Annotated in this window: 20 protein-coding genes and 1 rRNA gene; 18 read left to right on the top strand and 3 right to left on the bottom strand. The window is 41.3% G+C overall.

What is annotated here, in order from left to right; genetic code table 11:
• Positions 1 to 38: 38 nt before the first annotated feature.
• The 14 genes from I588_RS21675 (at position 39) to nifJ (ending at position 15682) form a co-directional block, all read left to right on the top strand.
• Positions 39 to 1421, top strand: coding sequence for a bifunctional metallophosphatase/5'-nucleotidase (locus I588_RS21675; RefSeq protein ID WP_010756164.1), 1383 nt, complete (start codon positions 39 to 41; stop codon positions 1419 to 1421).
• Positions 1422 to 1455: 34 nt separating this feature from the next.
• Positions 1456 to 2046: a YutD family protein gene (locus I588_RS21670; RefSeq protein ID WP_010756165.1), complete on the top strand. Its 591-nt coding sequence runs from the start codon at positions 1456 to 1458 to the stop codon at positions 2044 to 2046.
• Between the two features lie 4 nt (positions 2047 to 2050).
• Positions 2051 to 2821: a TIGR01457 family HAD-type hydrolase gene (locus tag I588_RS21665; RefSeq protein WP_010756166.1), complete on the top strand. Its 771-nt coding sequence runs from the start codon at positions 2051 to 2053 to the stop codon at positions 2819 to 2821.
• Positions 2814 to 3455 carry a TIGR01906 family membrane protein gene (locus I588_RS21660; protein WP_010756167.1) on the top strand — a complete coding sequence of 214 codons (642 nt, stop codon included), beginning with the start codon at positions 2814 to 2816 and terminating at the stop codon, positions 3453 to 3455. Before I588_RS21665 ends, I588_RS21660 begins: the two co-directional genes overlap by 8 nt.
• A gap of 427 nt (positions 3456 to 3882) precedes the next feature.
• Positions 3883 to 5208 (top strand): electron transport complex subunit RsxC, encoded by a 1326-nt coding sequence (rsxC, locus tag I588_RS21655; protein WP_010756168.1) that lies wholly within the window; start codon positions 3883 to 3885, stop codon positions 5206 to 5208.
• Positions 5205 to 6149 carry an RnfABCDGE type electron transport complex subunit D gene (locus tag I588_RS21650; protein WP_010756169.1) on the top strand — a complete coding sequence of 315 codons (945 nt, stop codon included), beginning with the start codon at positions 5205 to 5207 and terminating at the stop codon, positions 6147 to 6149. The genes rsxC and I588_RS21650 overlap by 4 nt, the downstream gene beginning before the upstream one ends.
• Positions 6146 to 6703: an RnfABCDGE type electron transport complex subunit G gene (locus I588_RS21645; RefSeq protein WP_010756170.1), complete on the top strand. Its 558-nt coding sequence runs from the start codon at positions 6146 to 6148 to the stop codon at positions 6701 to 6703. Before I588_RS21650 ends, I588_RS21645 begins: the two co-directional genes overlap by 4 nt.
• 15 nt (positions 6704 to 6718) lie before the next feature.
• A complete protein-coding gene (rsxE, locus tag I588_RS21640; RefSeq protein WP_010756171.1) occupies positions 6719 to 7396 on the top strand; it encodes an electron transport complex subunit RsxE in 678 nt (225 codons plus the stop codon).
• Positions 7396 to 7986: an electron transport complex protein RnfA gene (locus I588_RS21635; protein ID WP_010756172.1), complete on the top strand. Its 591-nt coding sequence runs from the start codon at positions 7396 to 7398 to the stop codon at positions 7984 to 7986. Before rsxE ends, I588_RS21635 begins: the two co-directional genes overlap by 1 nt.
• Positions 7987 to 7998: 12 nt before the next feature.
• Positions 7999 to 8811, top strand: a complete 813-nt coding sequence (locus I588_RS21630; RefSeq protein ID WP_010756173.1) for an RnfABCDGE type electron transport complex subunit B — start codon at positions 7999 to 8001, stop codon at positions 8809 to 8811.
• Between the two features lie 602 nt (positions 8812 to 9413).
• Positions 9414 to 9857: a flavodoxin gene (locus tag I588_RS21625; RefSeq protein ID WP_010756174.1), complete on the top strand. Its 444-nt coding sequence runs from the start codon at positions 9414 to 9416 to the stop codon at positions 9855 to 9857.
• A gap of 28 nt (positions 9858 to 9885) precedes the next feature.
• Entirely contained in the window at positions 9886 to 10722 is an 837-nt protein-coding gene (locus I588_RS21620) for a sulfide/dihydroorotate dehydrogenase-like FAD/NAD-binding protein (RefSeq protein WP_010756175.1), read from the top strand.
• On the top strand, positions 10715 to 12133 hold the full coding sequence (gltA, locus tag I588_RS21615) for an NADPH-dependent glutamate synthase (RefSeq protein ID WP_010756176.1): 1419 nt from the start codon (positions 10715 to 10717) through the stop codon (positions 12131 to 12133). Before I588_RS21620 ends, gltA begins: the two co-directional genes overlap by 8 nt.
• Before the next feature lie 15 nt (positions 12134 to 12148).
• Positions 12149 to 15682: a pyruvate:ferredoxin (flavodoxin) oxidoreductase gene (gene nifJ / locus I588_RS21610; protein ID WP_010756177.1), complete on the top strand. Its 3534-nt coding sequence runs from the start codon at positions 12149 to 12151 to the stop codon at positions 15680 to 15682.
• Between the two features lie 141 nt (positions 15683 to 15823).
• On the opposite strand, the gene I588_RS21605 is transcribed toward nifJ, so the two are convergent.
• Both I588_RS21605 and I588_RS21600 read right to left on the bottom strand, forming a co-directional pair.
• Positions 15824 to 16333 (bottom strand): phosphatidylglycerophosphatase A family protein, encoded by a 510-nt coding sequence (locus I588_RS21605; protein ID WP_010756178.1) that lies wholly within the window; start codon positions 16331 to 16333, stop codon positions 15824 to 15826.
• Between the two features lie 12 nt (positions 16334 to 16345).
• On the bottom strand, positions 16346 to 17335 hold the full coding sequence (locus I588_RS21600; RefSeq protein WP_010756179.1) for an NAD(P)/FAD-dependent oxidoreductase: 990 nt from the start codon (positions 17333 to 17335) through the stop codon (positions 16346 to 16348).
• Positions 17336 to 17555: 220 nt separating this feature from the next.
• On the opposite strand from I588_RS21600, the gene I588_RS21595 reads away from it, so the two are divergent.
• Positions 17556 to 18143 carry a peptidylprolyl isomerase gene (locus I588_RS21595; protein ID WP_010756180.1) on the top strand — a complete coding sequence of 196 codons (588 nt, stop codon included), beginning with the start codon at positions 17556 to 17558 and terminating at the stop codon, positions 18141 to 18143.
• A gap of 26 nt (positions 18144 to 18169) precedes the next feature.
• On the opposite strand, the gene I588_RS21590 is transcribed toward I588_RS21595, so the two are convergent.
• Positions 18170 to 19336, bottom strand: a complete 1167-nt coding sequence (locus I588_RS21590) for a MalY/PatB family protein (protein WP_010756181.1) — start codon at positions 19334 to 19336, stop codon at positions 18170 to 18172.
• A gap of 78 nt (positions 19337 to 19414) precedes the next feature.
• Here I588_RS21590 and I588_RS21585 point away from each other — a divergent pair, with 78 nt between their 5' ends.
• The 3 genes from I588_RS21585 to I588_RS27755 all read left to right on the top strand — a co-directional run.
• On the top strand, positions 19415 to 19795 hold the full coding sequence (locus I588_RS21585) for a CvfD/Ygs/GSP13 family RNA-binding post-transcriptional regulator (protein ID WP_010756182.1): 381 nt from the start codon (positions 19415 to 19417) through the stop codon (positions 19793 to 19795).
• 93 nt (positions 19796 to 19888) lie between these two features.
• Positions 19889 to 20245, top strand: a complete 357-nt coding sequence (locus I588_RS21580; protein ID WP_081632987.1) for a hypothetical protein — start codon at positions 19889 to 19891, stop codon at positions 20243 to 20245.
• 382 nt (positions 20246 to 20627) lie between these two features.
• Positions 20628 to 20708 (top strand): 16S ribosomal RNA (locus tag I588_RS27755); the annotation flags it as partial.

Raw genomic sequence — 20708 nt, 5'->3', positions numbered from 1 at the left:
ATAGAACCAACAAAAACCGGTAAGAGAGAAGCGAAATTATGGAAAAAATTATCCTTTTACATACGAACGATCTACATTCTCATCTTGAAAATTGGCCGAAGATTCGCCGCTTTTTGCACACGCGCCAACAGGAGGATCGACGGAACAATCAAGCGGTGATTACAGTGGATCTTGGAGACTTTGTCGATCGTTGGCACCCGCTGACTGAAGCAACTAACGGGCAAGCCAATGTAGAACTGATGAATCAAATTGGTTATGATGCAGCAACAATCGGTAACAATGAGGGGGTGGGAAACTCAAAGGACGACTTAAACCACTTATACGATGAGGCTAATTTTGATGTGATCTTAGACAATTTGTTTGATAAGCCCACGTTACAGGCGCCTGATTGGTCGCAGGTATATAAGATTATCACTACAGAAAGCGGAACAAAGGTAGGCTTACTGGCTCTGACTGCGCCCTTCCCATTAACTTATAATCCTAATGGCTGGGATATTCGCCAAGTGGAGGATATGCTGCCGGATTTAATTGCGAGCTTACGGCCACAAGTGGATGTTTTGGTGTTAATGAGTCATTTAGGAATAAGTGAAGATCGCTACATCGCTCGAACACATCCTGAGATTGACATCATCTTAGGTTCCCATACCCATCATTTATTTGAACGGGGCGAACAGATTGGTAAGGTACAGGTAGCGGCAGCAGGCAAATATGGTTATTATGTGGGGGAAGTGCACATTTATCTGGATGAAGAGCATCAGATTATCCGAACCTCTGCCCATACGTACGCGACAGATAAAATGCTGGAGTTACCTGAAGATCAAGCGGAAATTGCTGGGTATTTAAGTGAAGGCCATCGGTTGTTGTCAGAGAAGGTTGTAGCTGACCTGCCGTTTGCTATGAGTGCCGACATTCATGCTGAGCATCCTATGATTGAATATACGTTGAAAGCAGTCAAAGAAAAGGCTGGGACAGATGTAGCTATTTTGAATTCTGGTCTTTTTTTGAGTGATCTTCCAGCTGGAATCGTTAATCAGGATCAGCTGCATACCGCTTTACCTCATCCAATGCATCTAATCCGAGTGACCTTTTCTGGCAAGGAGTTGATTCGCTTAATTTTAGAGATGGAGAAAAACCGTCATTTTTTAATCAACTTTCCAGTCATCGGCATGGGCTTTCGCGGCAAGGTCTTCGGCCATTTGGTTTATGAAGGCTTATCTTATGACTCGGTAAATCGTCAAGTTTGCTGGCTGGGCGAGCCCATTGATCCTACGGCACGCTATACTATTGCTACAGTGGATCATTATATGTTCTTGCCGTTCTTTCCAACGATTGAAATTGCTGGTGAGTATGAGTTTTTATTCCCTGAGTTTATTCGCAGTGTCTTAGGGGACTATCTAAAAGCTCACTACCCAATCCAATGAAAACAAGGTATAATAGCAGACAGGTGGTGAAACGATGACAACTAAAGAAAAGAAAACTGTGACTGATGAAGTGGCAGAAGCGTTGGAGGAAATCGTCGAGGCCCCCGCTGAAGAAAAGAAAAAAGGGGAGCTTGTCACACGTGTAGACGAGACGAACTTATTGATTGGTGAACGTCAATACCGAATAGTGGTAGATTATCGCGAAGGCTTTGATGCAGAACGGTTAGGCGAACGCTTTAGCGAGGTGCTCTCTCGTTATGATTATATTGTCGGTGATTGGGGCTACGATCAATTGCGCTTAAAGGGCTTTTTCCGAGCAGATGATCGCAAAAGCAATCCAGAACAACGTATTGATACATTAGAAGATTATTTATATGAATATTGCAACTTTGGCTGTGCGTATTTTGTCATTGAACGAGTAGGCGGCAAACGGCAAAACAGCAACCGTAAAAAGCGTAAAAAACGCCGGAATACTAACCAGGCCCATATTGAAGAAAAGAAGGCGCCAGTTAAGGAAACTCCGAAGAAAAAACCGGTGATCAAAAATCGCAAGCCTAAAAAAGAAACTGCAATGAAGACTAAAGAAAACGATGGACGTTTTGTCATTCGTCAAAGAGAAGAGTAAGACGATGAAATACAAAGGCTATTTGATTGATTTAGATGGTACGATTTATCGCGGGAAGGAACCGATACCTGCTGGTCGCCGGTTTGTTGAACAGCTGCAGCAGCGTCAGATTCCTTTCCGTTTTTTGACAAATAATACAACCAAATCTCCTGAAACCGTTGCTGCTCGTTTAGCAAATGAATTTGATATTCATGTAACGGCTGACACGGTCTACACAGCAACCTTGGCTACTATTGATTTTATGCAGGCTGCCGGTAAAGGAAACAAGGTTTATATTATTGGCGAGCCGGGCTTGCGGGAACCGATTCTAGCCGCGGGCTTTGAATGGGAAGAAGCAGCACCTGATTATGTGGTAGTGGGCTTGGATAATGAAGTGACCTATGAAAAATTTGTTACTGCTACTTTAGCGATTCAAAAGGGCGCGATGTTTATTGGAACCAATCCTGATAAGAATATTCCCACTGAACGGGGACTACTTCCTGGAGCAGGCGCAGTGATCGCCTTCTTGGAAACCTCGACCCAACAAAAGGCAATCTATATTGGAAAGCCGGAAGCGATTATCATGGATAAGGCTGTGGAGCTTTTAGGGCTGGATAAGTCAGAGGTAGTGATGGTTGGGGATAATTACCTGACGGACATTCGAGCAGGAATTGATAACGGAATCGATTCGTTACTGGTTCTTTCAGGCTTCACTCAGAAGGAAGATGTTCCGAACTTGCCTGTTCCGCCTACCTATATTGTCGATTCATTGGATGAGTGGGATTTTGATGCGTAGCTGGCAGCGTTGGGAAAAAGTCGGCCTGGTCTTTTGGCTGTTAACTTTGTTGACCTTGGCGATTACGTTAACGATTAATGCTCGCTGGTTGTATCAGTGGGATATTCAGCATTTGAAGCTGTTAAACTATACCAGCTTATCTGAGAAAGAATTGCTGACTAACTTTGATCAGCTGATGCGCTATTTGAATCTGCCGTGGATCGCTGAGTTGCAACTGCCGGACTTTCCAGTTTCCGCCAGTGGTGCGTTGCATTTTTATGAGGTTAAACGTTTGTTTCTATTGAATTACGGCGTATTCTTAGTTAGCCTGATTCCCAGTATTCTCTATATACGCCATTTGATTAGGAATAAACGGTTGTGGACGTTGATTCAGCCTTTTAAAATTGCTGTAGGTGTGCCATTAATTATTGCAGTCGTGATGGCAATGGGCTTTGATCGCTTCTTTGTTGCTTTCCATGGTATCTTTTTTAACAATGATGCCTGGATTTTTAATCCAGCAACAGATCCAATTATCAATGTATTACCAGAAGAATTTTTCTTGCATAGCTTTATTCTGTTTTTTGTGTTATTAGAAATATTCTTCATTTTGCAAATTGTGATTGGGAAATATGCCTTAAAAAAGCTTAATCCCTGAAAAAATATTGAATAAATTTTTGAACGATCTACTTAACTTCTCAAGTTAAGCAGGTCGTTTTTTTTATTTATGCTCCTTTTTAATGACTGTACTCTTTGTTAGTTGCTTTAAAAGGAGTAACAGGATTTGTTTAATTTTTTTGTTGGAGGTAAGAAGCGTGAAGCTGTTCTTTTTTACCGAAGAACTTGCCTGTAATTAGCGGAGGGGAGCGTTTGATTAAGAACGATTCTCACTGGAATTGATTGAGAAAACGCTTTACAAAAGGGTATAATAATAACAAATACAAATCGTGATTTGCTTCTTTCAACGAGGATTATTGAGAATGATTTCACAAGCGGATTTATTAATTTGTCAACAATAGTGGTGTCTAGTTTCACGAGTTGAATAAGAGCTCGATAGGTTCTTCTTATTACAGGGAGGTTGGTCTATGAATACATTAGTAAAAGCAATTGCAAAGTTCAAAGGGGGTGTCAGGGTCCCTCACAACAAAAATACAGCTGAATTTGAAAGCGTTATAATTGATCCGCCAAAGATGGTAGTCATTCCCTTGCAGCAGCATATCGGAGGGCCGTGTAAGCCGACGATCAAAGCTCGTGAAATCCTTTCTGTCGGTCAGGTAATTGGGGATTCGGAGGCTTTTGTGTCAGCGCCGATTCATGCTTCCGTATCTGGTAAGGTGAAAGGGATTAAGCCAATTTTATTATCAAATGGACAGACCTGTGATGCCATCCATATCGAAAATGATGGGCTATATACTAAGTTAGAGGAGCAAATGCCGGTTCAAGTCAACTCGAAAGAAGAGTTGTTGAAAGCTGCTAGAGACAGTGGCTTAGTTGGAATTGGCGGGGCAGGCTTTCCGCTACATGTAAAGCTGGCTGTTAAAGAAGATAGTCCTATTGATACTTTAGTCATTAATGGAGCGGAATGCGAACCTTTCATTACCTCTGATTATCGTGAAAGCCTAGAATATCCAGAACGTATTATAGCCGGCATGCAAGTAGTTATGAAGTATTTGAATATCCCACACGGTGTAGTGGGAATTGAAAGCAATAAACCAAAAGGCTTGCAGATTTTGCGTGATCGCTTAAACGAACTGGCTGATCTTGATCCAGCAATTGACGTGATGGAGATTCCCTCGCTATATCCTCAAGGGGCAGAGAAAATGCTTGTCTATGCTACAACTGGTCGCAAAATTCCACCAGGTAAATTGCCTTCTGAAGTAGGCTGCCTGATCATGAACATTTCAACAATTTCTCGGTTACAGGAATACTTAGAGACAGGCCTACCATTGATTCAAAAAAGAGTAACTGTCGATGGAAATGTTGTCACCCCCAAAAATGTACTGGCGCCAATTGGTACGCCGATCAGTGAAATTGTAAAGTTTTGCGATGGGTTTATTGATGAGCCTAGTAAAGTGATTTTAGGTGGTCCCATGATGGGCATTGCACAATATTCTCTGGAACTACCGATTACCAAACAAACCAATGCAATTACCATTTTGTCGGAGACGCAAGCACTGCCAGATGAGTCCCCGTGTATTCGTTGTGGGCGTTGTGTGACTGCTTGTCCGATGTCGTTACTGCCAGTTCAGATCGAACGTTGTGCACGGAACAACGATGTAGAAACATTGAAGAAATTAAACGTGTCGGCCTGTATGGAATGCGGCTGTTGTGCCTATGTTTGTCCTGCTGGACGAAAATTGGTTCAATCCATGAAACAAGCCAAACAATTAGAAAGAGAGGCGGCCAAATGAATAAATTACCTGTAACGATTTCACCTCATCTGCATTGCGGACGCAGCAGCCGTAGTATCATGCTAGACGTCATTATCGCTTTAACTCCGGCTATTATTGCCTCAACCATTATTTTTGGCTTTCGTGCACTTATGTTGATTTTAGTGACAGTGGCTGCTTGCGTTATGAGTGAATATGTTACTAGAAAAATTTTGAAACGACCAGATACTATTTATAATCTCACCGCGGTGGTTACCGGTATCCTTTTAGCCTTGAATCTGCCGGTTACATTGCCTTTTTGGATGGCCGCTCTAGGTGGCGCGATTGCAATCGTTATTGTGAAAGAGTTTTTCGGCGGGGTAGGTCAAAATTTTGTCAACCCAGCGATTACTGCTCGAATCATCCTATTGATGTCCTTCGCCTCTCAAATGAGTACATGGCAGCCGCCGTTTAATTACCGCATGGCCGCGGGAGTAGATGTGATTTCCTCGGCTACTTATTTTTCTGCTAGTCAATCCGGGCAGGAAATTCCTTCCTTATTGGATATGTTTTTAGGAATCCGGGCAGGAAGTTTAGGGGAGACTTGTGCGTTGGCTTTGCTGATTGGCGGAGTATATTTAATTGCACGTAAAGTGATCTCGCCCATTATTCCTCTTTGCTTTATTGGAACAGTAGCCGTTCTATCAACGCTTTTGGGTGGAGATTTACTCTATCAAGTGATGTCAGGCGGACTGTTATTAGGGGCTTTCTTTATGGCTACGGATTATACGACCTCTCCTGTTACTAGAAACGGTAAAATTATTTTCGGTATAGGCTGTGGGATAGTTACTGTTTTAATTCGCTTCTTTGCAGCACTGCCAGAAGGCGTCTCTTACGCGATTCTATTAATGAATATTTTGGTCCCTCACATTGAGAATTTAACTATTCCAAAGGTCTTTGGTGAGGAGGCGAAAGCAAAATGAAACATTCAAAAGTAATCTTTTCTGACACGCTTTGCCTGTTTATTATTTGCTTAGTAGTAACCTTCGCTGTTGCCGGAACCCGGGCAGCATTCAAAGATCGTATTGCCAAGCAGGAATGGACTCAAACGCAAAGTGTGATGAGCGAATTAATTGAAGCCGATGAATTTGAAGAAGTAAAGGTTCCAGGTGAAAATCAAGCTTTCAAGGCTTTGGATACAGCGGGAGATACTTTAGGTTACCTCTTTGTTACCAAGGCATACGGTTATGGCAGTGATGTCAGTGTGATGAGTGCGATTTCAGAAGGAGAAGTTGTAGGAATCGATATCCTAGACGCATCCAACGAAACGCCGGGCTTGGGACAGAATGTGACAAAAAAAGAGTTTGCTGATCAGTTTGCGGGACTCGTTGGTGCACCAGAGGTTGTGAAAAATACCCCTTCTGGCGAAAACCAGGTGGAGGCTGTTACGGGGGCAACAAAGTCCTCAAATGCGGTAGCAAAATCGGTTGAAGAAGCACTTGCTCTTTTTGAACAAGTCACAGCTTCAGAAAATTAGAGGAGGGGAGATTCTATGGAAAAAGAAAAAGTATCCGCTATTTTTACAAAAGGACTTATTATCGAAAATCCGGTTCTGCGTCTCATGCTAGGTACTTGTCCAACTCTGGCAGTAACTACCTCTGCCATGAACGGATTAGGGATGGGAATTGCAGCAACAGTTGTACTTTTTGGCTCCAATGTCGTGATCTCCCTGCTGCGCAAGGTTATCCCAGATCGTGTGAGAATTCCTGCTTTTATCACAATTATTGCCGGTTTTGTAACGGTGGTTCAATTAGTGGTTAAAGCACTGGCACCTGCACTAGATGCCACGCTGGGAATATACTTACCGCTGATTGTGGTAAATTGTATCATTCTTGGACGAGCAGAGGCCTATGCTAAAAATCATCCGGTCCTTCATTCGGCTTTGGATGGACTAGGGATGGGTGTGGGCTTTACGATGGCACTGCTTTGCATGGGAGGTATTCGTGAATTGATCGGAAGCGGCACCTTGTTGGGCTTTCCGATTACGGCTGGATTCGTTCCGCCAATGACGATTATGCTGTTGCCGCCAGGTGGTTTTTTCGTATTCGGTATTTTAGTAATGGTAGCCAATAAACTGGGCGATCGAACCAAAAAAGAATTGGACTGCGGAGCATGTCCAATTGCGGAAGCCTGCACGACGATTTGTGAAGAAAAGGAGGGTAACAGCTGATGCAGACCTTTGTGACTATTTTAGTAGCCGGCATTTTAACTGATAATTTTGTGCTGTCCCAATTTCTAGGCATTTGTCCTTTTCTAGGTGTATCTAAGAAATTAGATACGGCGGTTGGAATGTCTCTGGCCGTTACCTTTGTCATGGTGTTGGCAACCTTAGTGACGTATCCACTCTACAGCTTTCTGCTGGTTCCATTAGGATTGGACTACCTGCAAACAATCGTCTTCATACTGACTATCGCAGCTTTGGTTCAATTAGTTGAAGTAATTATGAAACGCTACATGACCCCCTTATATAATGCATTGGGGATTTACTTACCATTGATTACTACCAACTGTGCTGTGTTAGGTGTAACCATTTTAAATTTCTCGAAAAACTATACGTACATTCAGTCGATGGTTAATGCCTTTGCTGCAGGCGTCGGATTTTTAGTTGCAATGGTAATTTTCGCTGGAGTTCGTAGCCGTTTAGAGGGAAATGATATACCGGACTCCTTACAAGGATTGCCAATCACACTAATTGCTGCAGCCATTGTTGCGTTATCGTTTCTTGGTTTCGCTGGTTTGGCAGAAGGATTATTCCAATAGGAGGGATTAAAAATGGCTGAAATCATAATACCTATTGGCATTGTCAGTGGGATGGGGTTGATCGCAGGAGTTATCCTTTCATTGGCGACAATCATTTTTCATAAACCAGTCGATGAAAAGGAAGAGGCACTAAGAGAAGCACTGCCTGGAATAAATTGTGGTGCTTGTGGCTTTTCCGGCTGTGACGGATATGCTAAAGCGATGGCAGAAGGCAAAGCAGAGGCAACGAATTGTACTCCTGGGGGACAAGCGACACGACAGGTTTTGTCAGAGATAGTGGGTGTAGAAGTTGGAGAGGTACAGAAGATCGCAGCATTCGTACGTTGTAACGGTACATGCGAGTTTACAAATAAGAAAATGGACTATGCAGGGACCGAAACATGCTATGGAGCTAATCAGATATTTGGTGGACCACAGGCATGCCGTTTTGGTTGTATGGGCTTTGGTGATTGTAAAGTTGTCTGTGAGTACGATGCGATTCAGATAGTTGATGATGTTGCCAAAATCGACCCTGATAAATGTGTTGGCTGTTTGAAATGCATTAGCGCTTGTCCGAAAAATTTGATCAAAATGCTGCCAGCTGAAGATACATCAATTGTTGCTTGCTCAAATCAAGAAAAGGGTGGCGGTGTTCGTAAAATTTGCAGCGTGGGTTGTATCACCTGCAACCGCTGCGTGAAGGCCTGTCCTCAAGAAGCAATCCGGATGGAAAATAATGTAGCAGTGATTGATCCAGAACTATGCACCAACTGTGGGGAGTGTCGTGAAGTTTGTCCGCAAAATTGTATTCAGGAGATGCCTGTGAAGGAAAAAGTGGGCAGCTGATCTTTCTTTAATAGAGTCATAACAAAAAAGATTCTTGGAGTGATTTGGCTCCAAGAATCTTTTTTGTGAATAAATGTATCAAACAGACAGGAAGAACTTGTTCGTCTAGTTGGATTTATTTTGGTTGCTAAATGGAGTAAAAAAATCTTGTTATATAACAAATTAATTATCTTTAATCTGATATATAACAGAAGCTTTATCCGGTGGAAATATGGAAGAATAATTAGAACAATTCTTATGTGTAATTCAATAAAAAAAGGCACTATATCTGATAAAACCAAGGTTTATCAACATTATAGAATGATGATAAAATGAAAAAACTTCTTTGAGAACAGTTCTCATTATCATTTGTTTGTTTTGCCACAATCCTTCTGTTTTTTTGTTATAATTATCTTGATACGAATTATTGACTGTCTGCGTGATATTCTCTACTCCAAAGCTGTTTTACCACTTGAAGTGGCTAACAGATATTGGAAAGTGTAATGTTCATTCAGGCGGGATAATAAGCTATCTGGCTTTTTTAATAAAGCGCTTTTAAAACTTGTCAATATTCAATAATAGATTATTGATATAAATCATACAAAAAAGGAAGGATGACAGACATGGCATTAGCAAAAATCGTTTACGCAAGCAACACAGGCAACACAGAAGGAATCTCAGAAATCTTGGAGGATGCTTTGAAAGAAGCTGGAGTAGAAGTAGAACGTGTTGAGGCAGACGATGCAGAAGCAGATTTCTATGAAGATGCAGATATTTGTGTATTAGCTACTTATACTGATGGAGATGGCGAACGACCTTTCGATTTGGAAGATTTCTATGAAGAATTACCGGATCAAGACTTATCGGGCAAAGTATACGCAGTTGTTGGAAGTGGCGACAGTGAGTTATACCCTGATTATTTCTGTCAAGCTGCGATTGATTTTGACGAAGCGTTTGCTAAAACAGGTGCCAAGAAAATTGGTGAAACTGTAATGATCGAAAATGACGCAGATGATGAAGATGAGGAAGTTTTGCGAGCGCTTGTTAAGTCTTTAGCTGAAGCTTAGAGATTCAGGAAAAGGTTGAGGTGATAATTTGTTTAAAGTAGTAAAACGAAAAGAATTGGCACCGATCGAATTTGAGATTTTTGTCGAGGCACCAAGAATCGCTAACAAGGCAAAACCAGGACAATTCGTCATTTTACGGATTGACGATCACGGCGAACGTATTCCTTTAACAATCGTGGATACTGATCCAGAAACAGGATTAGTTCGTTTAATTTTCCAAGTGATTGGAAAATCAACAGCGCAGCTGGCGACAGTGATGGAAGGCGAATCACTTGCAGACGTTGTTGGTCCTTTAGGAAAACCAACTGATATCGAAAATTATGGAACAGTTCTCTTAGTTGGCGGTGGAGTAGGTATTGCTGCTCTATTCCCGATTGTAAAGGGGTTGAAAGAGGCAGGCAACCGCGTAATCACTGTTCTAGGAGCGAAGAATAAAGAGCTTTTAATTTTAACTGAAGAGTGTGAGAAATACTCTGATGAATTGATTTTAATGACAGATGATGGTTCTGTGGGACAAAAAGGTTTAGTTACTCAAGCAATGGAAGAAGTTTTCGCAAGAGAGACCGTCAACAATGCTTGGGCAATTGGTCCAAGTATCATGATGAAATTCTGTACCATTACAGCGCAAAAGCATCAGGTGCCAATCTATGTTTCACTAAATCCAATTATGATTGATGGAACTGGCATGTGTGGTGGTTGCCGAGTAACGGTCGCTGACAGCATCAAGTTTGCCTGTGTCGATGGGCCAGAGTTTCTTGGTGAAGAGGTAGACTGGGATGAATTTATCAGTCGGATGCAGCAATATCGTCCAGAAGAGCTTCGTGCCAATGAAATTTACGAAAAGCAGGTGAGTCAAAATGGCTAAAGCTAAAAGAAGTTATACAAAAACACCGATGAAAGAGCAAGCACCTGAGATTCGTTGTCATAATTTCGAAGAGGTTGCTTTAGGCTACACCCTTGAAGAAGGTCAATTGGAAGCAAGCCGCTGTTTACAATGTAAAAATGCACCTTGTATTGAAAACTGTCCGGTAATGATTGACATTCCAGGGTTTATTAAAGCAATTGAAGAAGGCGATATGCCAAAGGCTTATGAAGTTTTGGGTCGGTATACCAACCTGCCAGCCATCTGTGGACGTGTTTGTCCGCAAGAAAAGCAATGTGAAATGGTTTGTCGGTTAGGCCGTTCGAAAAAATTTGAACCAGTTGCAATCGGTAAGCTTGAACGTTTAGTTGCTGATTGGGCTTTAGAACAACCAATTGAGTATAAAGAAGTTGCTGGAGATAAGGGGAAAGTTGCCGTTATCGGTTCAGGACCTTCTGGCTTAACTGCAGCTGGGGACTTAGCGAAATTGGGTTATGAAGTTATTGTGTATGAAGCATTGCATGCTCCTGGTGGGGTGTTGACTTACGGCATTCCTGAGTTTCGTTTGCCTAAAAAGATTGTGAACAAGGAAATCGAGCGGATCAAAGCACAAGGAGTCACAATCGAAACCAACGTTGTTGTAGGAAAAACAATTACGATGGATGAAATTATGGAAGAATTTGATGCTTGTTACTTATCCGTTGGAGCGGGTGCACCGAATTTCCAAGGTATTAAAGGGACTTCCTTGAAGGGTGTTTATTCGTCTAGTGAATACTTAACACGAATCAACTTGATGCATGGGTATCAATTCCCTAAATATGATACACCTGTTCAAGAATCTAAAAATGTAGTAGTTATCGGCGGCGGAAACGTTGCGATGGATGCTGCACGTTCTGCCAAACGTTTGGGAGCAGAAAATGTGTCGATTGTTTATCGACGTTCATTGGCAGAATTGCCAGCTAGAGAAGAAGAATACCATCATTCGGTTGAAGAAGGGATTAACTATCATTGGTTAACCAATCCTGTTGAATACGTGGGTGATGAGAACGGTAATTTAGTAGCAGTGAAATGTGTACAAATGGAGCTTGGAGAACCAGATGATTCTGGCCGGAGACGTCCAGTGGTTATTCCTGGCAGTGAGTTCATTATTGAAGCAGATACTGCAATTGAAGCCATTGGCCAAGGAGCTAATAAAGTCTTATTGGATACTTTCCCTGAGCTTTCATTAAACAAATGGGGTTATATCGATGCGAGTGAAGAAACGTGTGCCACTTCTATTCCAGGTGTTTATGCTGGCGGTGATATCGTAACCGGAGCTGCGACCGTTATTTTGGCAATGGGTGCTGGTAAAATTGCAGCAAACGAAATTGATAACTATGTTCAAAATAAAAAGTTGCAGGAGCAACCGGTCTGAGCGGAGGACAAATTGATGAAAACAATGAAAACGATGGATGGAAATACAGCAGCTGCTCATATTTCTTATGCGTTTACCGAAGTTGCAGGAATCTATCCGATCACACCAAGTTCAACCATGGCGGAAATCGTCGATGAATGGGCAGAACAAGGCCGCAAGAATATCTTTAACGAGCCAGTTAAGGTAGTTGAGATGCAGTCAGAAGCAGGTGCTGCAGGTACGGTGCATGGTTCTTTGAAAACGGGAGTTTTAACTACAACCTACACAGCTTCTCAAGGGCTGCTTTTAATGATTCCTAATATGTTCAAAATTGCTGGTGAATTATTGCCGACAGTTTTTCATGTGGCAGCGCGCGCTGTTTCTACGAATGCACTAAGTATTTTCGGTGATCACAGCGATGTAATGGCGGCACGACAAACCGGATTTTGTATGCTGGCTGAAGGCAGTGTACAAGAGGTAATGGATCTTTCAGCTGTTGCCCATTTAGCAAGTCTTGAAGGTAAATTGCCTTTCATGAACTTTTTTGATGGGTTCAGAACTAGTCATGAGCTTCAAAAAATTGAAGTAATCGACTATGAAGATTTGAAAAATATGGTGAACTGGGAAGCGTTAGATGAGTTTCGGGCATTAGGCATGAATCCAAATCGCCCAAATGTTTCTGGAACAGCGCAAAATCCAGATATCCATTTCCAACAAAGAGAAACAGTGAATCGCTATTATGATGAAATGCCAGCGATTGTTCAAAAATATATGCAGAAGATCAATGAGCTGCGTGGAACGAATTATGACTTAACCAATTATTATGGACATCCTGAAGCAACAGAAGTAATTGTGGCTATGGGATCAGCTTCACCAGCAATCCAGCAGACAGTAGATTACTTGAATGCACAAGGTCGCAAAGTCGGCTTTATCGATATGCATTTGTATCGTCCATTCCCGGCAGAAAACCTGTTGGAAAAAATGCCGTCAACGGTAGAAAAAGTAGCTGTACTGGACCGTACGAAAGAACCAGGTTCAGATGGCGAGCCGCTATTATTGGATGTACAAAGTGTCCTTTATCGTCATTCTAATCGTCCGGTTGTTATTGGTGGACGCTATGGAATTGCCTCAAAAGATGTGACACCAGATCAAATCGTAGCAGTATACGATCACCTGTTATTACCAGTTGAGACGATGAAACAGCGCTTTACAATTGGAATCAATGATGATGTTACTCATTTGTCCTTACCTCAGGGAGAGGTGTTGGACTTAACGCCAAAAACTACCTTCCAAGCGAAATTCTGGGGACTTGGTTCAGATGGAACAGTAGGTGCCAACAAACAAGCAATCAAAATAATTGGAAACAATACCGATTATTATGCGCAGGCTTATTTCTCCTATGATTCGAAAAAATCTGGTGGGGTAACAATTTCCCACTTGCGCTTTGGGAAAGATCCAATTCTTTCAACCTACAATGTAGAAGCTGCTGATTTCATTGGTTGTCATAACAATGCTTATATTCACCAATACGACTTACTGCGTGGCTTGAAAGATGGTGGAACATTCTTGCTTAATACAGTTTGGGATGAAGCAAAGGTTAAGCAAGCATTACCAAATCGAATTAAGCGTTACCTAGCAGAGCATCAAATCAATTTTTATATCATCAATGCGATGGATATTGCACAAAAAATTGGTTTGGGCGGCCGAATTAATACCGTGATGTCGACATCGTTCTTTGAGCTAACAGATATCATGGATCGTGAAACCTTCCTGCCTCTATTAAAAGGAGAAGTGGAAGCTGCTTACGGAAAGAAATCAAAAGTAGTCGTAGAACGAAACTGGCAAGCCATTGATGAAACATTTGCAGCTTTGAAAAAGGTTGAAATTCCAGTTGAATGGGCTGAGCTAGAGGTTCGTCCGGCACTACAAACTGATCAAAGCAAGCCAGCATACGTTCGCAACATTTTAGAACCAATCAATCGTCAAGAAGGAAACCAGCTTTCAGTTAATGATTTAATTGAAAATGGAATGCTGGGTGGCGTTATGCCATCGGGGACTGCAGCGTACGAAAAACGTGGAATCGCGTTGGAAGTGCCTGAGTGGATTCCAGAAGCTTGTACGATGTGTAATGAATGTGCGTTTATCTGTCCGCATGCTGCGATTCGTCCATTCTTAGCGAATGAAGAAGAGATGGAGCAGGCACCAGAAGGGTTTATCACTCGAGACATGCGCGGAAAAGATGGCTACAAATACCGTATTCAAGTCTCTTTAGAGGATTGTACTGGCTGTGGACTTTGTGTAGAAGTATGTCCAGCTAAAGAAAAAGCATTAGTAATGAAATCTTACGAAGAGCAAAAAGAAGAAGCGGTTAATTGGGCATTTGCTATGACACTTCGCCAAAAAGAAAATCCAGCAAAGAAATTCTCCGTGAAAGGTTCTCAATTCGAACAGCCATTACTTGAATTCTCAGGGGCTTGTGCCGGCTGTGGAGAAACACCGTACATTAAGCTATTGACTCAATTGTATGGAGATCGCATGATGATCGCTAATACAACAGGCTGTTCGTCAATCTGGGGTGGTTCATCTCCGGCAACGCCATATACAGTCAATGCAGATGGCCGAGGACCAGCATGGAGCAACTCGTTATTCGAAGACAACGCTGAGTATGGATTAGGTATGCACATTGCGAATGAAACGAAGCGCAATCGCTTAGCGAATAAGATGCGTGAAGCTTTGGCTCAAGGTGTAGGATCTGAAGATACAAGAGCATTGATGCAAAATTGGTTGGATCACATGCTTGAAGGGGAAGGAACACAACAACGTGCGGCTAAATTAGCAGCAGTTCTTTCTGAAGAAACAGATCCAGCATTAAAAGCAATTTTACAGGACAAAGATATGTTTGCTAAACCAAGCCAATGGATCATTGGTGGCGATGGTTGGGCATACGATATCGGCTTTAGCGGGATTGATCATGTCTTAGCTTCTGGAGAAGATGTGAATATCTTTGTTATGGATAATGAGCTGTATGCCAATACAGGCGGACAAATGTCGAAAGCAACACCAACTGCGGCAATCGCAAAATTTGCTGCAGGTGGTAAGAAGACTAAGAAAAAAGATTTGGGTATGATTGCCATGACTTATCGGGATGTTTATGTGGCACAAGTGGCGATTGAAGCAAATGCTGCTCAAACTATAAAGGCAATCCGAGAAGCTGAAAGCTATCCAGGTCCGTCAATCATTATCGGCTATACACCTTGTATCAACCACGGAATTCGTGGCGGTATGAGCAAGTCAATCGAGGAATCGATCGAAGCGGTTGAATCAGGTTATTGGCAATTGTATCGTTTTGATCCTCGCCAAGCTGAAAAAGGAAAAGATCCGTTGCGTATGGACTTCAAGAAAGCTGATTTCAGTAAAATGAATGATTTCCTAGAAGGTCAAACACGCTTCTCCGCTCTGCATAATATTAAAAAAGATTCAGCGGAAGTAGAAGAATTACTGAATCAAACAGTGGAAGATGCAGAAAAACGCTTGGACAACTATAGCGAATTAATGAAGTCTAAAGACTAAATAGTTTTTACAAAATAAAGCTCCAACACAAGACACTTTTCATTCAAAGTGTCCATGTGTTGGAGCTTTTTGTTTTCTGATCATCAGATAGCGATAAAAAAGACTAGCCGCCGTTTTATAATAAGCGATCTAGTCTTACTATCATTTAATTAAATCATCTAAGGTTTCAGGGTCTTCATGAGCCAAGCGACTAGCAGCGGATGCGGCAATTGCACCTACTAAATCGTCTAAAAAGGTGTGTACGGATTTGCCGTCATGGGAATTTAGTTCTTTCAAGATACCTGGTTTTACTTTATCAATGTAACCATAGTTAGTGAAGCCGATTGAACCGTAAACATTTACAATCGATAACGCCATGATTTCATCTACGCCATACAATCCTTCATCTTCTTCAAGAATTTCCTGAAGTGGTGAATCCAGTAATTTTTTTTCTGCCAATTTATCCAGCTGAATGCCAGTGATGATAGCATTGTGGACTTCTCGTTTTGTTAATACTCGATCTACACTATGGATACACATATCCATTGTCAGCTTATCAATGTAATCCTTTTGCAGGAAAAAAACAAGCTCTGCAATGTCCTTAATAGTTACGCCACGTTCAATTAACAGTGCGCGTGCGGTCTCTTCTAAAGCTGTTGTCTCAAAAACCATAATGTTCCTCCGTTATCCTTGGATTTTCGGAAATACACTGGTACTGTGACCAGGCTGTCTCCGAGCTTCTGGATCAATGTAATGTAGCGCATTATTCACCGCAGTAGGGGCTTCTCCTGATCCTGTGGCAATCAGTTTTACTTTTCCATCATAAGTGGTGATATCTCCACAAGCATAAACCCCAGGAATAGAGGTGCTCATATCAGAATTCACAAGCACTGCTTGTCGTGTGCACTCTAGTCCCCAACTTTTCAAGTGCTCTAGAGAAGAAGTGAAGCCGTAATTTACAATTAGATGATCCACCTTTAATTCCATTGTCTCATCTGATCGAACTTTTTGCAAAGTCACGGTGTCAAGTTCTCGCTCTCCAGATACGCCTGTCACGATGTAAGGCGTTAAGATATCAATCGTTGACTCCTTTAACTTTTCTACACTGTGCTCGTGGCCGCGAAACTGATCTCTTCGATGAATAACTGATACCTTCTCTGCAATCGGCTCTAACATTAAAGCCCAATCAAGTGCGGAATCTCCTCCACCAGCAATGGCAACTTTTTTTCCGGCGTATTTCATCAAGTCGTTGACATAGTAATCAATCCCTCTGTTTTCAAAGTCCTCACTATTTTCAACCTGCAAACGTCTTGGCTGAAATGAGCCGTTTCCGATAGCTAAGACAACAGCTTTTGTATAATGAACACCTTTAGTAGTGATTAGTTCCAGATATCCTTCATGCTGCTTTAGATCAGTAACTTCTTCTTCCAAGCAATAAGTATGAGGAAATGTCTGTAATTGCTTCTCTAAATTGCCAATTAAATCAGCAGCTTTGACTACTGGGAATCCGGGAATATCGTAAATATTTTTTTCAGGGTAGAGTGTCGTCAGTTGTCCGCCTAACTGTGGCAAGCTATCAATTAGTTTCGTCTTTTTTTGACGAATACCCGCGTAGAAAGCAGCAAACATTCCTACCGGCCCTGCTCCTACAATCGTTATATCAAAAATCTCCATGACATTCTTCCTTTCTTTGCTATTGATTGTATCAGACTTTTCCCAAACCTTCCAAAAGGTAAGCGTTTGGAAAATGCGGGAATGTTATAATGTTGTCGTTGAAGACACACGGTTTCTGTGCATGAATAAAGTTAAAAAAGAGGTTAACCAATCGAATTTACGTGGAAAAAGCTGCAAAGTTTGTTATGATAGAACGAGACAATTAAAGGAGGCTATATCTGTGACTCAATTTCCACAATTAAATTTAGCGGATCAGAAAGGTCCAAAGGCTACAATTAAAACTAATATGGGAGATATCGTGGTTCAATTATTTCCTGAAGAAGCACCGAAAACAGTAAAAAACTTTGTTGAATTAGCTAAAAAAGGTTATTACGATGGTGTAATTTTCCATCGTGTCATTCCAGACTTCATGATTCAAGGGGGCGACCCAACCGGTACTGGTATGGGTGGAGAAAGTATCTACGGTGACAAATTCGAGGATGAATTTTCTCGCAATGTCTACAATTTACGTGGTGCTTTATCAATGGCTAATGCTGGACCTAATACAAACGGCAGTCAATTTTTCATCGTTAACAACCAAAATGTCCCTGCAAACATGATGACTCAGTTAGAAGAGGCTGGATTCCCAGGTGAAATCATTGAGACGTACAAACAGGGGGGGACTCCTTGGTTAGACTTCCGCCATACTGTTTTTGGTCACGTAGTAGAAGGCATGGATGTTGTTGATGCAATTGGTGATGCGCAACGTGGACCTCAAGATCGTCCCGTTCATGATATCGTAATTGAAACAATTGAAGTAAGTGAATAAAAAAATCGGCCCGAGAGCCGATTTTTTTAATTTATTGCTTGAGCAATTCGTTTGAGTCCCTCCAATAAAGTTGCATTGGGACAAGCTACATTCAGTCGCATATGTTGTTTTCCGCCAGGGCCGTAGCTTATTCCCGCGTTCAGTACCACTTTTCCTTCATGAACGAGTTGATTCTCAAGCTGCTCATCAGTTAATCCGTACTCAGAAAAATCAATCCAAAGCAGGTAAGTGCCTTCGGGCCGCATTATTTTTGCTTTAGGCAAGTGTTCGCTGAAAAACTTAAAGGTGTCTTCAATATTTTTTTGTAAATAAACAAGTAATTCTTCAAGCCACTCTTCTCCGGTACGATAAGCTGCTTCCATTCCTACCAAACCAAAAGTATTAATCTCCTGTTGGAAATTTTCTGTTTGTTTGTGTTCCAATTGTTTATGCAATTTAGGATTTTTTACAAAAGCAACCGAATTTTTTATCCCAGCCAGATTAAAGGTTTTTGTCATTGAAGTAAATTGCACAGTGAAGTCTGCAAAATTATCACCAGCATTAAAGAAGCTGGTCATTTGATGCGGAGCAAAAACCAAATCCTGATGAATTTCATCACTTAACACTATCACTTGATATTTCCGACACAATTCGCCAAAACGATTCAATTCTTTCTTGGTCCAGACACGTCCTCCAGGATTATGAGGATTACACAAAATAGCCAGTTTAATCTGATTTTGTTTTATCTTCTCTTCCATATCTGCGTAGTCCATCACAAAACGGCCGTCTTTTTCAAGCAATCTGCTGCGGACGATTTTTCGTTTGTTCTCAGTGAGAATACCAGAGAATGGAGGGTAAACTGGATCATGAATTAAGACTGCGTCATTTGGTTCTGTGAATGCTTGGATCGCAGTAGCGAGTCCAGCCAATACCCCGCTAAAAAAGAAAATTTCTTCTTTAGCTACTGATAGGTGATGATGATTCTTTTCCCAATCGATAATCGCTTCGTAGAGCGAGTCCGGGGTTGTATTATAACCGAAAATGCCCTGCTGAATCATTTTTTGATAAGCTTGGATAACACCATCGGGAGCTTTAAAATCCATATCGGCTACCCATAAAGGCAACAATTCTTCTTCTTGATACGTCTCGCAAATCTGATCCCACTTAACACTGTTTGTACCTTTTCGATTGAACTGTTCATCAAAATTGACCATTGTATCCCTCCTAATTTTCCAAACTTCTTTTTTTGTTGTAAATACAGTATAATAAAACTTGCGAAAAGAGGGAACTAAATGGGATATAAAATTGGACAAATTATTAAAGGAGATATCACAGGGATTCAACCTTATGGTGCATTTGTTTCTCTAGACAGTCACACGCAAGGCTTAGTTCATGTTTCTGAGATTCAAGCGGGATACACAAAGAACATTCATCAATACTTAGAAATTGGGCAGAAGGTCCGGGTGCAAATCATCGATATTGATGAATATACAAAAAAAATTAGTCTATCCTTACGTACGTTGGCAGATCATCCTCCAGCGTCACCGTATCAACGAAAGCGATATTTCACTAATCGCAACAAGAATATTGGATTTCGTTCTATTCAGGAACAGATGCCGAATTGGATTGAGGATACCTTGCGATATTTAAGTGATTTAAAGTGTGAAAATTGATCAACTATTTTCATGAGCCGATATCTTTGTTTCTGAAAATGTGATATGATAGTATTCAGTTAAGACTAAGTAGCTACCTAGGGGTGAAGCAGTTTGACAAAAGAAGTATCTGGAACGGTTATGTTGAATTTAGCAGATGGATCAAAACGCTTTTTAGTACATCAAGAGGGAATTATGAATGAATTTGCTCGTACCGAAATTAAAGAGGAAAATACTGTTCTAGCAAGCTTTTTAAATTTTTTGAAGAGCGTAGTTCAAATTGACATTAATGAGATAAGTTTAGTTGAACTAACTAACACGCAAGCAAACGGCATTAGCTTACCGCTATACGTCTTTGAGATGAACGAAGAGAAGGTAACGGAGCTTCCAGAAGGGTTTGTATGGGAAACGCCAGATAGCGTACGAGAAATTTTGGATACCTTTGAAATAGAAGGTGTACCACTTTTTTAACGAAATACATACAAGGGAACACAGTGGACGAAAAAGTTCACTGTGTTTTTTTGAGAAAATGAAAATAAGTAGTTGACGTGTGATCTGAGAAATGGTAAATTATTGGAGTTGCCGATTCGTCTTACAAAAACAAATAAAACTTTTTCGAAAAAACTTTCAAGAAAGTTATTGACAAACAGCCGGTAACCTGATAAGATTTAAGAGTTGCTGATGCAGCACGAAACACACGATTTTATCAAGTAGACCTTTGAAAACTGAACGAATAAAACAAACCAAATGTGTAGGGCGCTTCTATATAATAGAAGCAAACAACATAGCAAGCAATTGCTAGCGAATCAATTTTTAAATTGAGCTGAACAGTCGCAAGACTGTTTCAAACACTTTTTATGAGAGTTTGATCCTGGCTCAGGACGAACGCTGGCGGCGTGCCTAATACATGCAAGTCGAACGCTTTTTCTTCCAT

It is taken from the genome of Enterococcus pallens ATCC BAA-351 (assembly GCF_000407485.1).
GTDB lineage: Bacteria > Bacillota > Bacilli > Lactobacillales > Enterococcaceae > Enterococcus_A > Enterococcus_A pallens.
This window is presented reverse-complemented; position numbering and strand designations above follow the sequence as displayed.

Excerpts from the sequence above, each read along its gene's own strand:
- I588_RS21675 (WP_010756164.1), top strand. The coding sequence starts at position 39 with ATGGAAAAAATTATCCTTTTACATACGAACGATCTACATTCTCATCTT.
- I588_RS21670 (WP_010756165.1), top strand. The coding sequence starts at position 1,456 with ATGACAACTAAAGAAAAGAAAACTGTGACTGATGAAGTGGCAGAAGCG.
- I588_RS21665 (WP_010756166.1), top strand. The coding sequence starts at position 2,051 with ATGAAATACAAAGGCTATTTGATTGATTTAGATGGTACGATTTATCGC.
- I588_RS21660 (WP_010756167.1), top strand. The coding sequence starts at position 2,814 with ATGCGTAGCTGGCAGCGTTGGGAAAAAGTCGGCCTGGTCTTTTGGCTG.
- rsxC (WP_010756168.1), top strand. The coding sequence starts at position 3,883 with ATGAATACATTAGTAAAAGCAATTGCAAAGTTCAAAGGGGGTGTCAGG.
- I588_RS21650 (WP_010756169.1), top strand. The coding sequence starts at position 5,205 with ATGAATAAATTACCTGTAACGATTTCACCTCATCTGCATTGCGGACGC.
- I588_RS21645 (WP_010756170.1), top strand. The coding sequence starts at position 6,146 with ATGAAACATTCAAAAGTAATCTTTTCTGACACGCTTTGCCTGTTTATT.
- rsxE (WP_010756171.1), top strand. The coding sequence starts at position 6,719 with ATGGAAAAAGAAAAAGTATCCGCTATTTTTACAAAAGGACTTATTATC.
- I588_RS21635 (WP_010756172.1), top strand. The coding sequence starts at position 7,396 with ATGCAGACCTTTGTGACTATTTTAGTAGCCGGCATTTTAACTGATAAT.
- I588_RS21630 (WP_010756173.1), top strand. The coding sequence starts at position 7,999 with ATGGCTGAAATCATAATACCTATTGGCATTGTCAGTGGGATGGGGTTG.
- I588_RS21625 (WP_010756174.1), top strand. The coding sequence starts at position 9,414 with ATGGCATTAGCAAAAATCGTTTACGCAAGCAACACAGGCAACACAGAA.
- gltA (WP_010756176.1), top strand. The coding sequence starts at position 10,715 with ATGGCTAAAGCTAAAAGAAGTTATACAAAAACACCGATGAAAGAGCAA.
- nifJ (WP_010756177.1), top strand. The coding sequence starts at position 12,149 with ATGAAAACAATGAAAACGATGGATGGAAATACAGCAGCTGCTCATATT.
- I588_RS21605 (WP_010756178.1), bottom strand. The coding sequence starts at position 16,333 with ATGGTTTTTGAGACAACAGCTTTAGAAGAGACCGCACGCGCACTGTTA.
- I588_RS21600 (WP_010756179.1), bottom strand. The coding sequence starts at position 17,335 with ATGGAGATTTTTGATATAACGATTGTAGGAGCAGGGCCGGTAGGAATG.
- I588_RS21590 (WP_010756181.1), bottom strand. The coding sequence starts at position 19,336 with ATGGTCAATTTTGATGAACAGTTCAATCGAAAAGGTACAAACAGTGTT.
- I588_RS21585 (WP_010756182.1), top strand. The coding sequence starts at position 19,415 with ATGGGATATAAAATTGGACAAATTATTAAAGGAGATATCACAGGGATT.